A 13,538-nucleotide genomic window follows, 5' to 3' on the forward strand; every position below is an offset into this window, starting at 1 on the left:
TGGTGATTTCTCCAATTGATTTTCCGGTGTAGCGGTTTCCGACGTCTCGGAAAACCAAGTAGTTCTCTCAAAGTTACTTTTATTAACGGCGCATGCCCTGTTTTCTTTAGAGAAAATTTTGGATTTTTTTGAAAATAATTCGTTTGGAGGGGTAATCGTGACAAAGCGGATAAAAAAGCAAAAAAACTTTCATTTTTCGCTAAAGCTTCTTTTCGAATTGTCGATACAGGCAGGTTTTGCGTTAAATTCGGGCAAGGCCGTTCATCAGCCAAGCAAGGTCAATGCTAGGTTTGGCGCTTGTTTTGCTTGCGCCAGAATAGAAGTACTGACCTGTTGTAAAATCTGTTGCTTCACCATTTGCGTAGTTTCTTTGGCATAGTCAGTGTCTTGGATACGACTGTTGGAAGCGGCTAAGTTTTCGTGGATGTTATCGAGATTATTGATCGCGTGATTAAAGCGGTTTTGATACGCGCCTAACTCCGCACGACTGCCATCTACCGTTTTCAAAGCATCATCTAAAATGCCGACCGCCATCTGAGCGCCACCGACCGTGCTAATATCAATACTATCTACCGTTCTATTTACGGTGACATACTTGCCAAGTTCTAACTCATCAGCCAGGCCACCACTGAAGGTTGGTCCAGGGTATTTTATGGCGTCCTTGTGGGACATGAGTAACTGCAGTTGCCCCTCTTCATTAACAGACGCTTTCACTTTATCGGTCTGCCCGTTAATGTAAGTCGCGAGTTCTTCTATATCGTCGCCAGCTTTAGCTTCAATACGGATCTCCTGCTCTTCAAAATTGTTATCACGGTAGCTGATAACAATTTCATTATTTCCGTTTTGAACCGTCCAATCTGAACTGACTCTTTGATATGAGCTCATTGAAAAGCTACCTAAAGATTCCGGCTGCATGGTCCGCAGGCCAATTTGTACCGCTTCACCAGCCGTTGCACCGATTTGAAAAGACGATGTACCGAATGTGCCATTCAGCAATTTACGTCCACCAAAAGATGTGGTTTCTGCAATACGACTTAACTCATCATTTAAAGCAGAGACTTCTTCTTGCAGTGCAGTGCGCTCCGCTTTGCTGTTTGAACCGTTAGCTGATTGAAGCGACAAATCACGCATACGTTGCATAATGTTAGTCACTTCATTCATCGCCCCTTCGGCGGTTTGCATTATAGAAATGCCGTCATTCGCGTTACGTACCGCGACATCCAAACCACGCATTTGCGATTGTAGACGGTTGGAGATTTGCAGACCCGCCGCGTCATCTTTTGCGCTGTTAATACGTTTCCCTGAAGACAAACGCTCCATGGATTGGTTCAGCATGTCAGTTGCACTGGTCAAATGACGTTGTGCGACAAGTGCTGCAACATTGGTATTAACGGTGATCGCCACGAATAAAGAGTCCTAAAATTAAGGCTTTGAGTACTTATCGACCAAGTAACAGAAAAGTTTAGTGTTTTTTGAAAAGAGATTGGAATAGAAATAGAAAACAAAAGCCCTCCATTGGAGGGCTTAAGAAATAAAGTCTGAGAACTTACTTGATGGCTAGCTCTGCGAGCATTTCTTGTGAAGGAGCGAAGAAGTACGCACCAGTTACCGCTTTTGTGAAACGAAGCATTTGGTCTGTTTTACCATCGGTCACGCCGTACATACTTTCTAGCATCACTTTAATGTTATGAAGTGTATTGCAGTAAGAAATAAACAGCAGGCCATGAGGCCCTGTTACCGTCCCGTATGGCAAGCTATGACGGACAATCTTGAGACCTTTTCCTTCTTCTTTAATATCAACGCGACCAACGTGTGATGCAGCAGGAACGTCTTCTAGCTCGATAGAGTCTGGCTTGGTACGACCAATCACTTTTTCTTGCGCTTTGACATTCAATCGATTCCAAGCGGCAAGGTTATGTTCAAAGCGCTGAACCATAACATAACTGCCTCCAGCAAATGGGCCCTCTTTTACTAGAGCCACATCAGCGCGAGCCTCCCCTTTCGGGTTTTCTGTGCCATCAATGAAGTCTGTCATATCACGAGCATCAAGGTAACGGTACCCATATGTTTCGTCCACAATGGTGACATCTTGTGCCGTCTCTTCTAGGAACTTACGCAACACGTAAAAATGCAAGTCGTGACGAGTCGAGTGACAGTGAATCAGTACATCTACGTCTGTTGCTGGAGCAACGATGTCACCTTCGCCAAGTTGAGTAAAATCAATAAGCTCTTCTGGCGCGTCTACATTAAGGTGTTCCCAAAACGATTTTGTGAATGCGATAGAAAGCGTCAGCGTTGCACCCGGCTGGGTAATGTTTAACTCTTCCACCAACTTTGGCAGTGCTTTCAGTTTTTCTAATACGTTTTCACGGTTTTGGTTCACTTTGAGTTGAGTGTACAGTGCAAATGGCCCGGCTTCTGGCACGATCGCCGTTTGAGCTTGTGACATTGAGGTTTCCTCTATTACTTTGCCCCAGAGTGGGAAGTTATTGTTTTTAATTCTTTGAATGCTGCTGTTCATCGTGCGCTAATTGTGGCACATGAAAACAGTCTTTTACCCATCTTCCATTTAGAAGATAGATCATAAACCAAGCTAATAAGGTAATGGTAAGGGCGTTTGCCCAATTAAACACTCCATGTTCTAGGTACACATGATACATGGTCTGAGCAAGTTGAATACCGCACAAGATCAAAGTGATCTCGCGACCATAGCGAGTAATTCTGTTTACCCATCCTCTGTGGGGATGACGAAGCCCCATTAACCACATAAGAAGCAAACTTGGAATGCCCATCGCCAAACCTAAATACAACGTACTTGAATCTGGGTAAACAATAGCGAGTAGCTTACTGCCACTATCACGACTTACACCAGCCATGGCAAACACCACCCATGAACGCACAAGAAACATCCATCCCACCCATAAAATGATCGGCGCCTTTAAAAATCCATGGGCGTCATATTGGTCAAACGAATAGCGCACAACATCTTCTTCTTTATGTGATAAAAACGTCACTTTAACCTATCGTTTCAGAGTTGCAAGCCAACAAAGATGAGAACTGAAGTTCATTTCAGCACCTTACACAGGTAAACTAAACAAAGATTTACAGCGACGTTGATGAGAAACATGAAAAAAAGAACTCCTGCCACCCCTGTGCCTTCTCAAGAAACTCAAGCCGAAGCGATGAGAATTGCCAAATCTACGCAGAAACCGGGGCAAACCAAAGAGCAAACCAAGCTCATCGCTCAAGGTATCGAAAAAGGCATCGCGCAATATAAGAAACAACAAAAAGAGCGCAACCGCCAAGCCGATAAAGCGAAGAAAAAACAGCAACGTGAAAAACAACGTCAGCATGAAGAGATTATCGAACAAGACAATATCACCGACGATGCGCCAAACCATTCATCAAGCAAACTGCCTTGGACACTACTTGTCCTGAGCTGGATTGGCTTTGCTGCTTACATAGTATTGGGGAAATAGCTAATGAAACGCCTGTTACTTGGACTTTTTGTCGTGCTTCTAACGGGTTGCACGATGCCTTCTCACCTTACTCATGCTCAAAGTCAAGATGTTCATATTCGCATTGACGCGCAATTCGACCCTGAGCGATGCGAATACAAAGGCGAAGTCACCGGAAGTGAAGGCCATTGGTATAACTACATTTTCATGACTAATGACGCGATGATGCAAGGCGCGATGAACGATTTAAAAAACAATGCAGCGGCTATCGATGCGGACACCGTTTTTATGGTTTCCCCACAAGATTTTATCACTTCATTTAGCGTGCTGGGTTCCGCCTACCGCTGCAATGGATGAGGCCTGAATATGAAAAAAGCCAGCAATTGCTGGCTTATGCACGAAATCCAAGACTGCTAGCGATATCTCTCTCCCGCTCTAGAACCCATTGGCTATCAAAAGGCCCCCAATCTGAAAGTTGATAATAGCCGTCATTATGACGTCGGCCATCTTGAACGAATATGAGTTCAATGCCGATCCCAGGTAACGCCTTGAGTACATCTTGAATAGTACGACGAGGCCACCCCGTTTTTTCGATCAACTTTGGCACATTCGGCCTTTCTAGGTTTTCCACCAACAAGGCCAAATATAGCCGCCTTGCAAAAACAGGACTCAATTCCATTGACACCTCCTAAAATTGTGCTGATTCATTATTTCGTTTTTGCTCAGCGAGGTGTTGCGTTTGATCAATAACTCGACTTTTCCATTTGATTTAGACGAATTTTTATTCGATTTATAGCGCATTCATCGTAAATAAGTTATGTGACATTAGTTATCTCAATCTATCTGAAAATATTTTCCACCGCATTTTGTCAGTTTGATTGCTTCTTGATAGGATGCTTTAACAGCCCAAATCACTTAAGTGCGTCTTAACCGCGCCAGTGAAAAATAGAACAAAGAAAAAGGAAAGACTATGTCGATTACCATGTTTGGTATTCCCAACTGCGATACGATCAAAAAAGCCAAGAAATGGTTAGAAGCCGAGGATATTGCTTACGACTTCCATGACTACCGTAAGCAAGGCATTGATGCAGAAATGGTAAGTGAATTTTGTCGCGCTTTAGGTTGGGAACAGGTGCTCAATAAACGTGGCACAACCTACCGCCAATTAGCGCAAGAGCAGAAAGACACACTTAACGAGGAAAACGCCATCGCTCTTTTGGTAGAAAACCCTGCGATGATTAAACGCCCAATTTTAAAAGTGAATGATCAACTTCATATCGGTTTTAAAGCTGATCAATACGCTAGCATTTTCAACTCTTAAATAAAGGAATACTCAAGGATGACAGACAGTCCAGTATTGGCACTTGCTAAAGATCTGATCAGTAGACAGTCCGTAACGCCGGAAGACGCAGGTTGTCAGGATTTGATGATCGAGCGCTTAAAAGCACTCGGGTTTGAAATTGAAGTGATGGTATTTGAAGACACCACGAACTTCTGGGCTCGACGTGGTTCAGAAGTGCCGCTATTTGCGTTTGCTGGCCACACCGATGTGGTACCAGCTGGCAAATTGGAACACTGGAATACACATCCGTTTGAACCGACCATTATTGATGGTTACTTGCATGGCCGCGGCGCAGCTGACATGAAAGGGTCGCTAGCTGCTATGGTCGTTGCTGTCGAACGCTTCATTGAAGAAAACCCAGACCACAAAGGCTCAATTGGCTTCTTAATTACGTCGGATGAAGAAGGGCCATTTATCAACGGTACCGTTCGCGTTGTAGAAACGTTGATGGAACGTGGTGAGAACATCGATATGTGTATTGTTGGTGAACCATCCAGCACCGAAGTGGTTGGCGATGTAGTGAAAAATGGACGCCGTGGATCCATCACTGGTGATTTAACGGTAAAAGGAACACAAGGCCACGTGGCCTACCCTCACCTAGCCAGCAATCCAGTGCACGAGTCTCTACTCGCGATTCATGAACTCGCGACGACAGAATGGGACAAAGGGAATGATTACTTCCCACCGACTAGTTTCCAGATCCCGAATGTATCGGCTGGCACTGGTGCGTCTAACGTTATTCCTGGCGAGTTCCATGTTCAGTTCAACCTACGTTTTAGTACTGAGCTTAACAATGACGCAATTGTTCAGCGTGTTACCGAAACATTGGACAAGCATGGGCTGGACTACGACCTAAAATGGACATTCAACGGTGACCCATTCCTGACCGATACGGGCGCACTGCTAGACGCAGTTGTAGCTGCTGTGGCCGAAGTCAATGATACGAAGCCAGCGCTACTTACAACTGGCGGTACTTCTGATGGTCGTTTTATTGCTCGAATGGGAGGTCAAGTCGTAGAGTTAGGCCCTGTTAACGCTACGATTCATAAAGTGAACGAGTGTGTGAAAGTCGACGATCTTGAAAAGTTGACGGACATGTACGAAAACACGTTGAAACACCTATTGGCGAAGTAATCAGCGAGAACACAATGACACCAGAGCAACTCACCGGAATCACTGATTCTCATCTTCAATCCACACTAGTGGGGCAAAAAGCGTTTCTACTCCACCCTGAAGTGGCTGACGATCTGCTAAAGATGATTGAAGCGGCAACAGAAGCAGGTTTCAAAATGGAAATCGCCAGTGGTTTTCGTGACTTTAATCGCCAAAAAGCCATCTGGAACGGGAAGTTTTCTGGTGAGTTGCCAATTCTCGATATCAACTCCCGCCCTTTGAATAAAGCAGAGTTAAATGACGAAGAGAAATTGATGGCCATTTTGCGCTGGTCGGCATTGCCCGGAGGAAGTCGTCATCATTGGGGTTGTGATTTTGATGTCTATGCGCGCAATTTATTGCCTGCTGACACAAAACTCAAGTTGGAACCTTGGGAGTATATTGAAGGCCACCAGCAGGCGTTCTACCAATGGTTAAAAGCCAACCTTGGTCGGTTCGGTTTCTTCTTTCCTTATCAGCATGATTTAGGTGGCGTTTCGATTGAGCCTTGGCACATTAGTCACCGCGCTGTCGGGCAGCAATGCCTCGAGCAGTTGACGCTTGATGTACTCAGAAGCCAGTTGATTAAACAAAATCAGACCGACAACATTGCAGGGATTGACGTCATACTGAATAATTTGGATAACGTCGTTGCCAAATTTATTCACAATATCACGCCGCCGGAGGCTCTATGATAGAAATACTAACCAATCCTTGGGTCATTATTATTGTAGTGTTGAGCGTGGTCATTGGTAATATTGCCGCACTCAAATATACCGCAAAAATGAAGTTTGGTCAGATGGATAAAAGCCGTAAGAACGATTTAGATAAGCTGAACACATTGGATAAACAGCGCTACGCTGAAGAAGATAAAAACAAAAACGAGCCTCGTTAGTTACTCACCAGCTTCATCTCGACACATTTAATCTAAACATCAAAAAAGGGACCACTAGGTCCCTTTTCTATCATTAAGTAAACACGCCGCGTTAAGCTCGCTTTGTTTACTGCTTCACTGTTGCAGCCAATACAGGCGCTAGTGATTTCAAAAACTCTTCTTCCACTGGCTTGCCAGAGGAGTCGGTGATATTGATAGACGTACGGTTGCCTAAATCACCAAGTAAGAATGTGTACTTACCAGCGGCTAACTCCACTGGTTTAACGCCGATATCGTTCCAGAATTCATCATCCGGAGACGCATATTTCGCAGTGATTGTGCCCTGAGACTGGCTACGCTCTTCAATCTTAAAGCCCATCTTAGGTAGAATATTAGGCAGACGTTGCCAAAGCATGTTGTATTGCGCACGCGCGATAATCACAGGAAGTCCGCTGCGGTCTTTACCCATTGTGATTGGGATCTGTTTAACCAATTCTTGCGCTTTACGCTGTGCTTCTTCACGCACTTCTTGATCGTAGCGAGCGGTGACCAAGTTCGTCATGAACACATTGTAGCGCTCACGGTTGGTCGCCGTTACTTCTTTCACTTGATTGCCTTCACGCCAGTCAATAAGGCTCACCTTAAAGCCGTGTCGACCATTTGCTTCAGCGCGTACGATTTCATATCGGCTGCCAATTTCTAGCTCTTCATCTGGCGAATCCCAAGTCACCCATCCTGTCTCGATGCGAGAGTCTGTTTGACTTTCAACTGGAATCTCGTTGGCCGCGACCATGTTTTGCACCGTTTGCCAAACTTTATCTAGTTCATCTTTACGAAGCAGCCAAAGTGTCACTTCACCATCACTACTGCGGTCCAAACGTGCACCGGGAATAAGCTCTAGGACTTGTTGAGGTGGACGAATGTCGACATCTTTACCGACACCACCAGCGTAGTTACCCTGAGGGATCTCGTAGTTAGGGTAAAACTGAGGCTGTGCACCCTTTGGGACATTCCACTCACCCAAATTTGGGGAGTTCAAATACTCGAAGTCATCTTTTGCTTGACGACGTTGATTGGCACCACCTGAACAGGCAGTCAATACGAATACAGCTAATGAACTTAACACTAACTGGCTTGAAAGCTTCATCTATACTCCTAAAACACCGAGGGCGCTTTGGCCCCCAGTATGAACTTCAATCCTAGTAACTCAATCTTAATAGCTCAATCTTAATAAATATGGGCGTCTGTTAGCGACTGCTCGACGATCGGCTGCGATTTTTCAGAAAGCGTAGTTAAAGGAAGACGCAAACCACCTTCTTCAATCAAACCAAGCTTTTGCGCTGCCCATTTTACTGGGATAGGGCTTGCTTCGATGAAAAGGTTTTTGTGTAGAGTCATCAAGCGTTGGTTAATCGCTTCTGCTTCTTCGTACTTACCTTCACTTGCCAAATGGAACATGTCTGCCATGTCTTTAGCTGCAATATTGTTCGTTACCGAGATAACACCATTGCCGCCAAGTTTCACAAAATCCAGCCCTGTCGCATCATCGCCACTTAGTAAGATAAAATCTTCGCCACAAAGTTCACGATGAATTGCAATTCGTTCCAAATCGCCCGTTGCATCTTTTAGAGCCACGATATTATCAAGCTTTGACAAGCGTGCCACTGTTTCTGGCTGCATATCAACAGCAGTACGGCCTGGTACGTTGTACAAAATTAGAGGCACGTCACTCGCTTCGGCAATTGCCTTGTAATGTAAAAACAAACCCTCTTGAGTTGGTTTGTTGTAATACGGTGTCACACTCAGGAAGCCAGCAATACCAGAATCAGCCAGTAATTTGCTAAATGTTACTGCCTCATGGGTTGCATTTGCACCCGTGCCAGCAATCACAGGGATGCGACCGTCGGCAAACTCAACAGTTTTATTAACGACCTTCACATGCTCTTCAATGGTCAGTGTCGCTGACTCACCTGTTGTGCCTACTGCCACAATACCGTCTGTACCCGCTTCAACGTGGTACTCTACTAGCTTTTGCAGACCGTCAAAGTCTACTTCGCCATCTGCTTTGAATGGCGTAATCAGCGCTACGATACTTCCTGAAAACATGTTTATCTCCCTCATTTAACTCTTTCTGCATGGTACTGTAATGCGATTGAAAAACACAAGAGCGTAAACTCGCTTACAAAGTACAAATGAATGAATAATTATCAGTTGTTAGAGGTCTAGCAACTTAATTGCTCTATTTGGTTTGATTAACGGCAATATTGATAATCGTGTTGGGCTTTCGAGTGACTTTAGAATCTATCAGTGATTTGGAAAATACTGAAGAGCACAAGCAAGGAAAATATACTCTTTGGTCTTGTTAGCCAAGTCAGATCTAAGTGAATAAAACGGCCAGACAATAGGCAAGCACATCATGCAAACGTTTTGTTTATCCTATAGCCTGCATTTACTGTTTATTTCCCACCACTCCCCTCAAGCTCCGACTGCTTTTTTATGGACTAAAAAAGAACTGGCTCGATATTTCTTCGCAATATCTGTGCTAACATCTCTCTATTGAAGAAAGGACAAGAAGCTCATTTATGAAGCAACATCTGGTACTTACAGCAGTTGGAACGGACCGTCCAGGCATTTGTAACCAAGTCGTACAGCTCGTTACTCAAGCTGGTTGTAACATAGTCGATAGCCGTATCGCTATCTTTGGCAGCGAATTTACGCTGATCATGCTCCTGACTGGGAACGCCAGCAGCGTGACTCGAGTTGAAACACAATTGCCCCTGCTTGGCCAAGAACATGACCTTATTACGATCATGAAACGCACAGCGGCGCACGAACTGCTCGATAACAGCTACACCATGGAAGTGTTTATTGAGTCTGAAGACCGCCCTGGGTTAACTGAAAAATTTACTAAGTTCTTCGCTGATCAGCAGATTGGTTTAGACTCTCTTAGCGCGCAAACCATCAGCAAGTCGAAAATTCAACTCGATTCTGACCAGTTTCACATTGCGATTACTGCATCTGTAAGCGCGGATTTTAATTTGATGCAGTTACAAGAAGACTTCGATGAACTTTGTAAGTCGCTCAACGTACAAGGTTCTCTGAATTTCATTAAAAACACACTATAAAGTAAAGGAAATCAAAATGAATACGCTGACAGCAGGCTCGCCAGCGCCAGCCTTCTCTTTGCTCGACCAAGACGGAAATACCGTTTCTCTTGAAGACTTTAAAGGCAAGAAAGTACTTTTCTACTTTTACCCTAAGGCGATGACGCCGGGTTGTACTACACAAGCAAAAGGCCTTCGTGACATCAAAGCTGAACTCGATGCACATAACGTGGTAGTACTCGGCGTAAGCATCGACCCTGTAAAGCGTCTAGGCAAGTTCATCGAGCGCGATGATTTAAACTTCACTCTGCTTTCTGATGAAGACCATGCCGTTGCTGACCAGTTCGGCGTTTGGGGCGAAAAGAAATTCATGGGTAAAGTATACGACGGTCTTCACCGCATTAGCTTTCTGATCAATGAAGAAGGCTTGATCGAACATGTGTTCAACAAGTTCAAAACCAAAGATCACCACGAAGTCGTATTAAACTACTTAAACGAAAACGCTTAAACGCTATTGTTTTTCTACAAACAAAAAGCCCAGCAAACTGCTGGGCTTTCTTGTAACCATCGTACCTTTGGTAACAACTACTCTTGTTCGACAGGTTCGTTTTCTTCCGTGCTTGGTAATGCATGCCATACGGCTTTGACTAATGTCGCTAAAGGAATGGCGAAGAACACCCCCCAAAAACCCCACAGCCCACCAAAGACTAATACAGCCACAATGATAGCAACTGGGTGTAAGTTTACTGCCTCGGAAAACAGAACAGGAACCAACACATTACCATCCAGCGCCTGGATAATACCGTAAGCAAGCAACAACCAATAAAACGGAGGCGTTAAACCCCATTGGAACAAACCAACGATAGCAACAGGTACAGTAACAGCCGCCGCACCGATATAAGGAATCAAAACCGACAGACCAACAGCTACGGCAAGCAACGCCGAGTAACGAAGATCTAAAAGGGCAAAAGTCACGTAGCTCACACCGCCCACGATTAAAATCTCTAACACTTTACCGCGAATGTAATTTGATATCTGCTCGTTCATTTCATGCCAAACTTTATTCGCCAATTTACGGTTTTTCGGCAGAATACCACTTGCGATTCGCAGCATTTCTTCTTTGTCTTTAAGCAAAAAGAAGATAAGGAGTGGCACTAAGATCAAATATACCGCTAGCGTTGCAATGCTAACTAATGAAGCAAGCGACCCTTTGACGACACTTTCACCCAGCCCCAGTGCTTGGTTTTTGGCGTTCGTCACCACGGTTTCTACTATTTCTAAATTGGCTAGTTCAGGATGGCGCTCTGGCAATGTGACAATAAACTTTTGTAGCCCGTTGTACATGTTCGGAATATCGTTAATTAGATTACCGACCTGAGTCCAAATCGTCGGAACCAAGCCAAACAACGCAATTAACATTAACCCGACAAAGACCAAGATCACGATAATAACCGACAAAGTGCGCGGCACGCCCATACGACACATTTTGACAACTGGCCATTCAAGTAGATAAGCCAAAACGATCGCGACAAGTAATGGCGCAATCAAGTGTCCAAAGAAGTAAATGGTGATAAAGCCAAACAGCAAGATCGCGACGAGACTTACTGCGTGAGGGTCAGAGAAACGTCGTTTATACCAACGACTAACCATTTCAAACATCTTATGAGGATTCCTTATTGAAGACAGTCAATGTGTAGTGCTCTGATGTAGATTGGCAATCAACAGAGTACCCTTGGGCACTAAGATAGTTCACAATGTCTCGTTTAGAGCTGTTGTCCACCACTTGAATGACAAGTTGATGATACTGCTTTGCTTCTCCTTGAAAGACCTCAGCAGCATGACGCTTTGCAAGTAACAGTGCCATAGGACAACGTTGCTCACGCAAATCAAGTAACATGGATTCCATTGTATTGCTCTGCACTTATGATAGGGTTGTATTGTAACGGCTTTTTGAGCTGGTGCTAGCACTTCTGACATGATTTAACCACATGCTGAAATAGCTCGGATATAAAATAATTTACGAAACCAATTCATTTATTTCCGGTCTTACTGTTAGCTTATATCCTCACGGATAACCAAAACGTATGTGGCGCTGTTAATAGGCTCTCGACCTGTAACCACATGCTTATGTATTTTGGAGAACCTTTTAAACGTATGTTAAAACGCACTCGCTCGCTAGTTTGCTTATGTCTTGCTGCTGCCATCAGTTCGCCGACAACTTATGCCAATAGCATTGACTTGCCAGACATTGGCACAGCTGCTGGTGGCACGCTTTCAATAGACCAAGAGTTGATTTATGGCGACGCCTATATGCGTATGCTCAGAGCCAGTAAACCTATCGTTAATGACCCTGTCATCAATGAATATATTGACTCTCTTGGGCACAAATTAGTGGCCAATGCGAATGATGTAAAAACGCCGTTCCATTTCTTTATGATTCGCGACCGTAATATCAACGCATTCGCGTTTTTTGGTGGCTATGTAGCGCTGCATTCTGGGTTGTTTCTTCATGCTCGTTCAGAAAGTGAGCTGGCCTCTGTTGTCGCTCACGAGATAGCGCACGTCACACAACGTCATCTTGCTCGGAGTATGGAAGAACAAGCACGCCGCTCTCCGGCCACATTAGCCGCACTTGCGGGGGCACTACTGCTTTCAATTGCCTCACCCGAAGCGGGGATGGCTGCAATTACAGCAGCAACCGCGGGCAACATGCAAAGTCAAATCAACTACACTCGTGCAAACGAAAAAGAAGCGGATCGCTTTGGTATTTCGACACTAGCAAAAGCCGGTTTTGATGTTCAAGCAATGCCAAGGTTTTTTGGCCGTCTTGCTGATGAGTATCGTTATGCGAGTAAACCGCCACCAATGCTCCTGACTCACCCTCTGCCTGAAGATCGAATTACCGATAGCCGTGCGCGAGCAAGAACCTATCCTCCAATGCGTGTTGTGCCTTCAATAGACTATCATCTAGCTCGCGCACGCATTGTGGCTCGTTACGCTGGCATTGATGGACAAGCCGCCCTGAGCTGGTTTGAGAGAACCCAAAAGAAAGCCTCTGCGGACATTACACCTGCTTTTGATTATGGTCGAGCACTCGTGCATTTAGACAATAAACGCTTATCTCAAGCGGAACCAATTTTGAAAAAGTTACTGGAACAAGACCCAAGTAACCCGTTTTACTTGGACGCTATGACGGATTTATATATCGAGAAGAAGCAGCCAGAAAAAGCGACCGAGATGCTCCGCAAAGCGTTATCTCGTAACCCTCAAAGTAAAGTATTGACCATTAACTACGCCAATGCGCTACTTGAGGACAATAAAAACGATCAAGCCACGCGAGTTCTTCAAAGATACACTCATGACTATCCTGAAGATACAAATGGCTGGCACCTAATATCGAAGAGCTACCACGCGCTGGGGCGTAGCGATGAAGAGTTGGCTGCTCGAGCAGAAATTTTGGCATTGCGAGCAAATTGGAATAAAGCGATTCAATATTATAGTGAAGCAAGTAAAATGGCCAAGTTGGGCAGCTTAGAGCAAGCGCGATACGATGCCCGTATCGACCAACTCATGATCCAAAGAGATCGATTCATGGCATTACAATAACG

18 protein-coding genes are annotated in these 13,538 nt (G+C 44.7%); 9 read left to right on the top strand and 9 right to left on the bottom strand.

Going from position 1 to position 13,538, the window contains the following annotated elements; translation table 11 throughout:
- The 4 genes from R7P36_RS07800 to R7P36_RS07815 form a co-directional block, all read right to left on the bottom strand.
- The coding region (locus R7P36_RS07800; RefSeq protein WP_318099276.1) for a hypothetical protein at positions 1-272 on the bottom strand (272 nt) is incomplete at its 3' end.
- Positions 265-1,404, bottom strand: coding sequence for a flagellin (locus R7P36_RS07805; RefSeq protein WP_005380443.1), 1,140 nt, complete (start codon positions 1,402-1,404; stop codon positions 265-267). The genes R7P36_RS07805 and R7P36_RS07800, both read right to left, overlap by 8 nt.
- A 142-nt stretch (positions 1,405-1,546) precedes the next feature.
- The gene (locus tag R7P36_RS07810; protein WP_213899293.1) at positions 1,547-2,449 is read right to left on the bottom strand and encodes a Dyp-type peroxidase; all 903 of its coding nucleotides are present in this window, start codon (positions 2,447-2,449) and stop codon (positions 1,547-1,549) included.
- 46 nt (positions 2,450-2,495) lie between these two features.
- Positions 2,496-2,981 carry a DUF2919 domain-containing protein gene (locus R7P36_RS07815; protein ID WP_213899298.1) on the bottom strand — a complete coding sequence of 162 codons (486 nt, stop codon included), beginning with the start codon at positions 2,979-2,981 and terminating at the stop codon, positions 2,496-2,498.
- Between the two features lie 144 nt (positions 2,982-3,125).
- On the opposite strand from R7P36_RS07815, the gene R7P36_RS07820 reads away from it, so the two are divergent.
- The gene (locus tag R7P36_RS07820; protein WP_005380437.1) at positions 3,126-3,479 is read left to right on the top strand and encodes a DUF2956 domain-containing protein; all 354 of its coding nucleotides are present in this window, start codon (positions 3,126-3,128) and stop codon (positions 3,477-3,479) included.
- Between the two features lie 3 nt (positions 3,480-3,482).
- On the top strand, positions 3,483-3,815 hold the full coding sequence (locus R7P36_RS07825; protein WP_005380435.1) for a DUF4156 domain-containing protein: 333 nt from the start codon (positions 3,483-3,485) through the stop codon (positions 3,813-3,815).
- Between the two features lie 34 nt (positions 3,816-3,849).
- On the opposite strand, the gene R7P36_RS07830 is transcribed toward R7P36_RS07825, so the two are convergent.
- Positions 3,850-4,137: a winged helix-turn-helix domain-containing protein gene (locus R7P36_RS07830; protein ID WP_005380433.1), complete on the bottom strand. Its 288-nt coding sequence runs from the start codon at positions 4,135-4,137 to the stop codon at positions 3,850-3,852.
- 291 nt (positions 4,138-4,428) lie between these two features.
- On the opposite strand from R7P36_RS07830, the gene R7P36_RS07835 reads away from it, so the two are divergent.
- From R7P36_RS07835 to R7P36_RS07850, 4 genes are read left to right on the top strand one after another with little or no spacing between them, the layout of a single operon-like run.
- The gene (locus R7P36_RS07835) at positions 4,429-4,779 is read left to right on the top strand and encodes an ArsC family reductase (protein ID WP_005380431.1); all 351 of its coding nucleotides are present in this window, start codon (positions 4,429-4,431) and stop codon (positions 4,777-4,779) included.
- Positions 4,780-4,797: 18 nt separating this feature from the next.
- Complete coding sequence (dapE, locus tag R7P36_RS07840; protein WP_213899292.1) at positions 4,798-5,934, top strand: succinyl-diaminopimelate desuccinylase; 1,137 nt, start codon at positions 4,798-4,800, stop codon at positions 5,932-5,934.
- 14 nt (positions 5,935-5,948) lie between these two features.
- Positions 5,949-6,647 carry a M15 family metallopeptidase gene (locus R7P36_RS07845; RefSeq protein WP_213899291.1) on the top strand — a complete coding sequence of 233 codons (699 nt, stop codon included), beginning with the start codon at positions 5,949-5,951 and terminating at the stop codon, positions 6,645-6,647.
- Complete coding sequence (locus R7P36_RS07850; RefSeq protein WP_005380425.1) at positions 6,644-6,847, top strand: DUF2897 family protein; 204 nt, start codon at positions 6,644-6,646, stop codon at positions 6,845-6,847. The genes R7P36_RS07845 and R7P36_RS07850 overlap by 4 nt, the downstream gene beginning before the upstream one ends.
- 106 nt (positions 6,848-6,953) lie before the next feature.
- Here the strand turns inward: R7P36_RS07850 and bamC are convergent, their stop codons facing one another.
- Together bamC and dapA are read right to left on the bottom strand one after the other, a co-directional pair.
- Positions 6,954-7,973, bottom strand: coding sequence for an outer membrane protein assembly factor BamC (gene bamC / locus R7P36_RS07855; protein WP_017820821.1), 1,020 nt, complete (start codon positions 7,971-7,973; stop codon positions 6,954-6,956).
- Between the two features lie 80 nt (positions 7,974-8,053).
- Positions 8,054-8,932, bottom strand: coding sequence for a 4-hydroxy-tetrahydrodipicolinate synthase (gene dapA / locus R7P36_RS07860; RefSeq protein WP_047102853.1), 879 nt, complete (start codon positions 8,930-8,932; stop codon positions 8,054-8,056).
- 476 nt (positions 8,933-9,408) lie between these two features.
- Here dapA and R7P36_RS07865 point away from each other — a divergent pair, with 476 nt between their 5' ends.
- Both R7P36_RS07865 and bcp read left to right on the top strand, forming a co-directional pair.
- Positions 9,409-9,951, top strand: coding sequence for a glycine cleavage system protein R (locus R7P36_RS07865; protein ID WP_005380420.1), 543 nt, complete (start codon positions 9,409-9,411; stop codon positions 9,949-9,951).
- A 16-nt stretch (positions 9,952-9,967) separates the two neighbouring features.
- Entirely contained in the window at positions 9,968-10,438 is a 471-nt protein-coding gene (gene bcp / locus R7P36_RS07870; RefSeq protein ID WP_213899290.1) for a thioredoxin-dependent thiol peroxidase, read from the top strand.
- A 77-nt stretch (positions 10,439-10,515) separates the two neighbouring features.
- Here bcp and R7P36_RS07875 read toward each other — a convergent pair whose 3' ends face one another.
- Both R7P36_RS07875 and R7P36_RS07880 read right to left on the bottom strand, forming a co-directional pair.
- Entirely contained in the window at positions 10,516-11,589 is a 1,074-nt protein-coding gene (locus tag R7P36_RS07875; protein WP_005389843.1) for an AI-2E family transporter, read from the bottom strand.
- A 1-nt stretch (position 11,590) separates the two neighbouring features.
- Entirely contained in the window at positions 11,591-11,827 is a 237-nt protein-coding gene (locus tag R7P36_RS07880) for a sulfurtransferase TusA family protein (protein ID WP_165439040.1), read from the bottom strand.
- A gap of 257 nt (positions 11,828-12,084) precedes the next feature.
- Here R7P36_RS07880 and R7P36_RS07885 point away from each other — a divergent pair, with 257 nt between their 5' ends.
- Positions 12,085-13,536 (top strand): tetratricopeptide repeat protein, encoded by a 1,452-nt coding sequence (locus R7P36_RS07885; protein ID WP_213899289.1) that lies wholly within the window; start codon positions 12,085-12,087, stop codon positions 13,534-13,536.
- Positions 13,537-13,538 lie beyond the last annotated feature (2 nt).

The organism is Vibrio sp. 397, from assembly GCF_033339395.1.
Lineage (GTDB): Bacteria > Pseudomonadota > Gammaproteobacteria > Enterobacterales > Vibrionaceae > Vibrio > Vibrio alginolyticus.

Excerpts from the sequence above, each read along its gene's own strand:
- dapE (WP_213899292.1), top strand. The coding sequence starts at position 4,798 with ATGACAGACAGTCCAGTATTGGCACTTGCTAAAGATCTGATCAGTAGA.
- R7P36_RS07825 (WP_005380435.1), top strand. The coding sequence starts at position 3,483 with ATGAAACGCCTGTTACTTGGACTTTTTGTCGTGCTTCTAACGGGTTGC.
- R7P36_RS07885 (WP_213899289.1), top strand. The coding sequence starts at position 12,085 with ATGTTAAAACGCACTCGCTCGCTAGTTTGCTTATGTCTTGCTGCTGCC.
- dapA (WP_047102853.1), bottom strand. The coding sequence starts at position 8,932 with ATGTTTTCAGGAAGTATCGTAGCGCTGATTACGCCATTCAAAGCAGAT.
- R7P36_RS07830 (WP_005380433.1), bottom strand. The coding sequence starts at position 4,137 with ATGGAATTGAGTCCTGTTTTTGCAAGGCGGCTATATTTGGCCTTGTTG.
- bcp (WP_213899290.1), top strand. The coding sequence starts at position 9,968 with ATGAATACGCTGACAGCAGGCTCGCCAGCGCCAGCCTTCTCTTTGCTC.
- R7P36_RS07880 (WP_165439040.1), bottom strand. The coding sequence starts at position 11,827 with ATGTTACTTGATTTGCGTGAGCAACGTTGTCCTATGGCACTGTTACTT.
- bamC (WP_017820821.1), bottom strand. The coding sequence starts at position 7,973 with ATGAAGCTTTCAAGCCAGTTAGTGTTAAGTTCATTAGCTGTATTCGTA.
- R7P36_RS07850 (WP_005380425.1), top strand. The coding sequence starts at position 6,644 with ATGATAGAAATACTAACCAATCCTTGGGTCATTATTATTGTAGTGTTG.
- R7P36_RS07875 (WP_005389843.1), bottom strand. The coding sequence starts at position 11,589 with ATGTTTGAAATGGTTAGTCGTTGGTATAAACGACGTTTCTCTGACCCT.
- R7P36_RS07810 (WP_213899293.1), bottom strand. The coding sequence starts at position 2,449 with ATGTCACAAGCTCAAACGGCGATCGTGCCAGAAGCCGGGCCATTTGCA.
- R7P36_RS07820 (WP_005380437.1), top strand. The coding sequence starts at position 3,126 with ATGAAAAAAAGAACTCCTGCCACCCCTGTGCCTTCTCAAGAAACTCAA.
- R7P36_RS07835 (WP_005380431.1), top strand. The coding sequence starts at position 4,429 with ATGTCGATTACCATGTTTGGTATTCCCAACTGCGATACGATCAAAAAA.
- R7P36_RS07865 (WP_005380420.1), top strand. The coding sequence starts at position 9,409 with ATGAAGCAACATCTGGTACTTACAGCAGTTGGAACGGACCGTCCAGGC.
- R7P36_RS07845 (WP_213899291.1), top strand. The coding sequence starts at position 5,949 with ATGACACCAGAGCAACTCACCGGAATCACTGATTCTCATCTTCAATCC.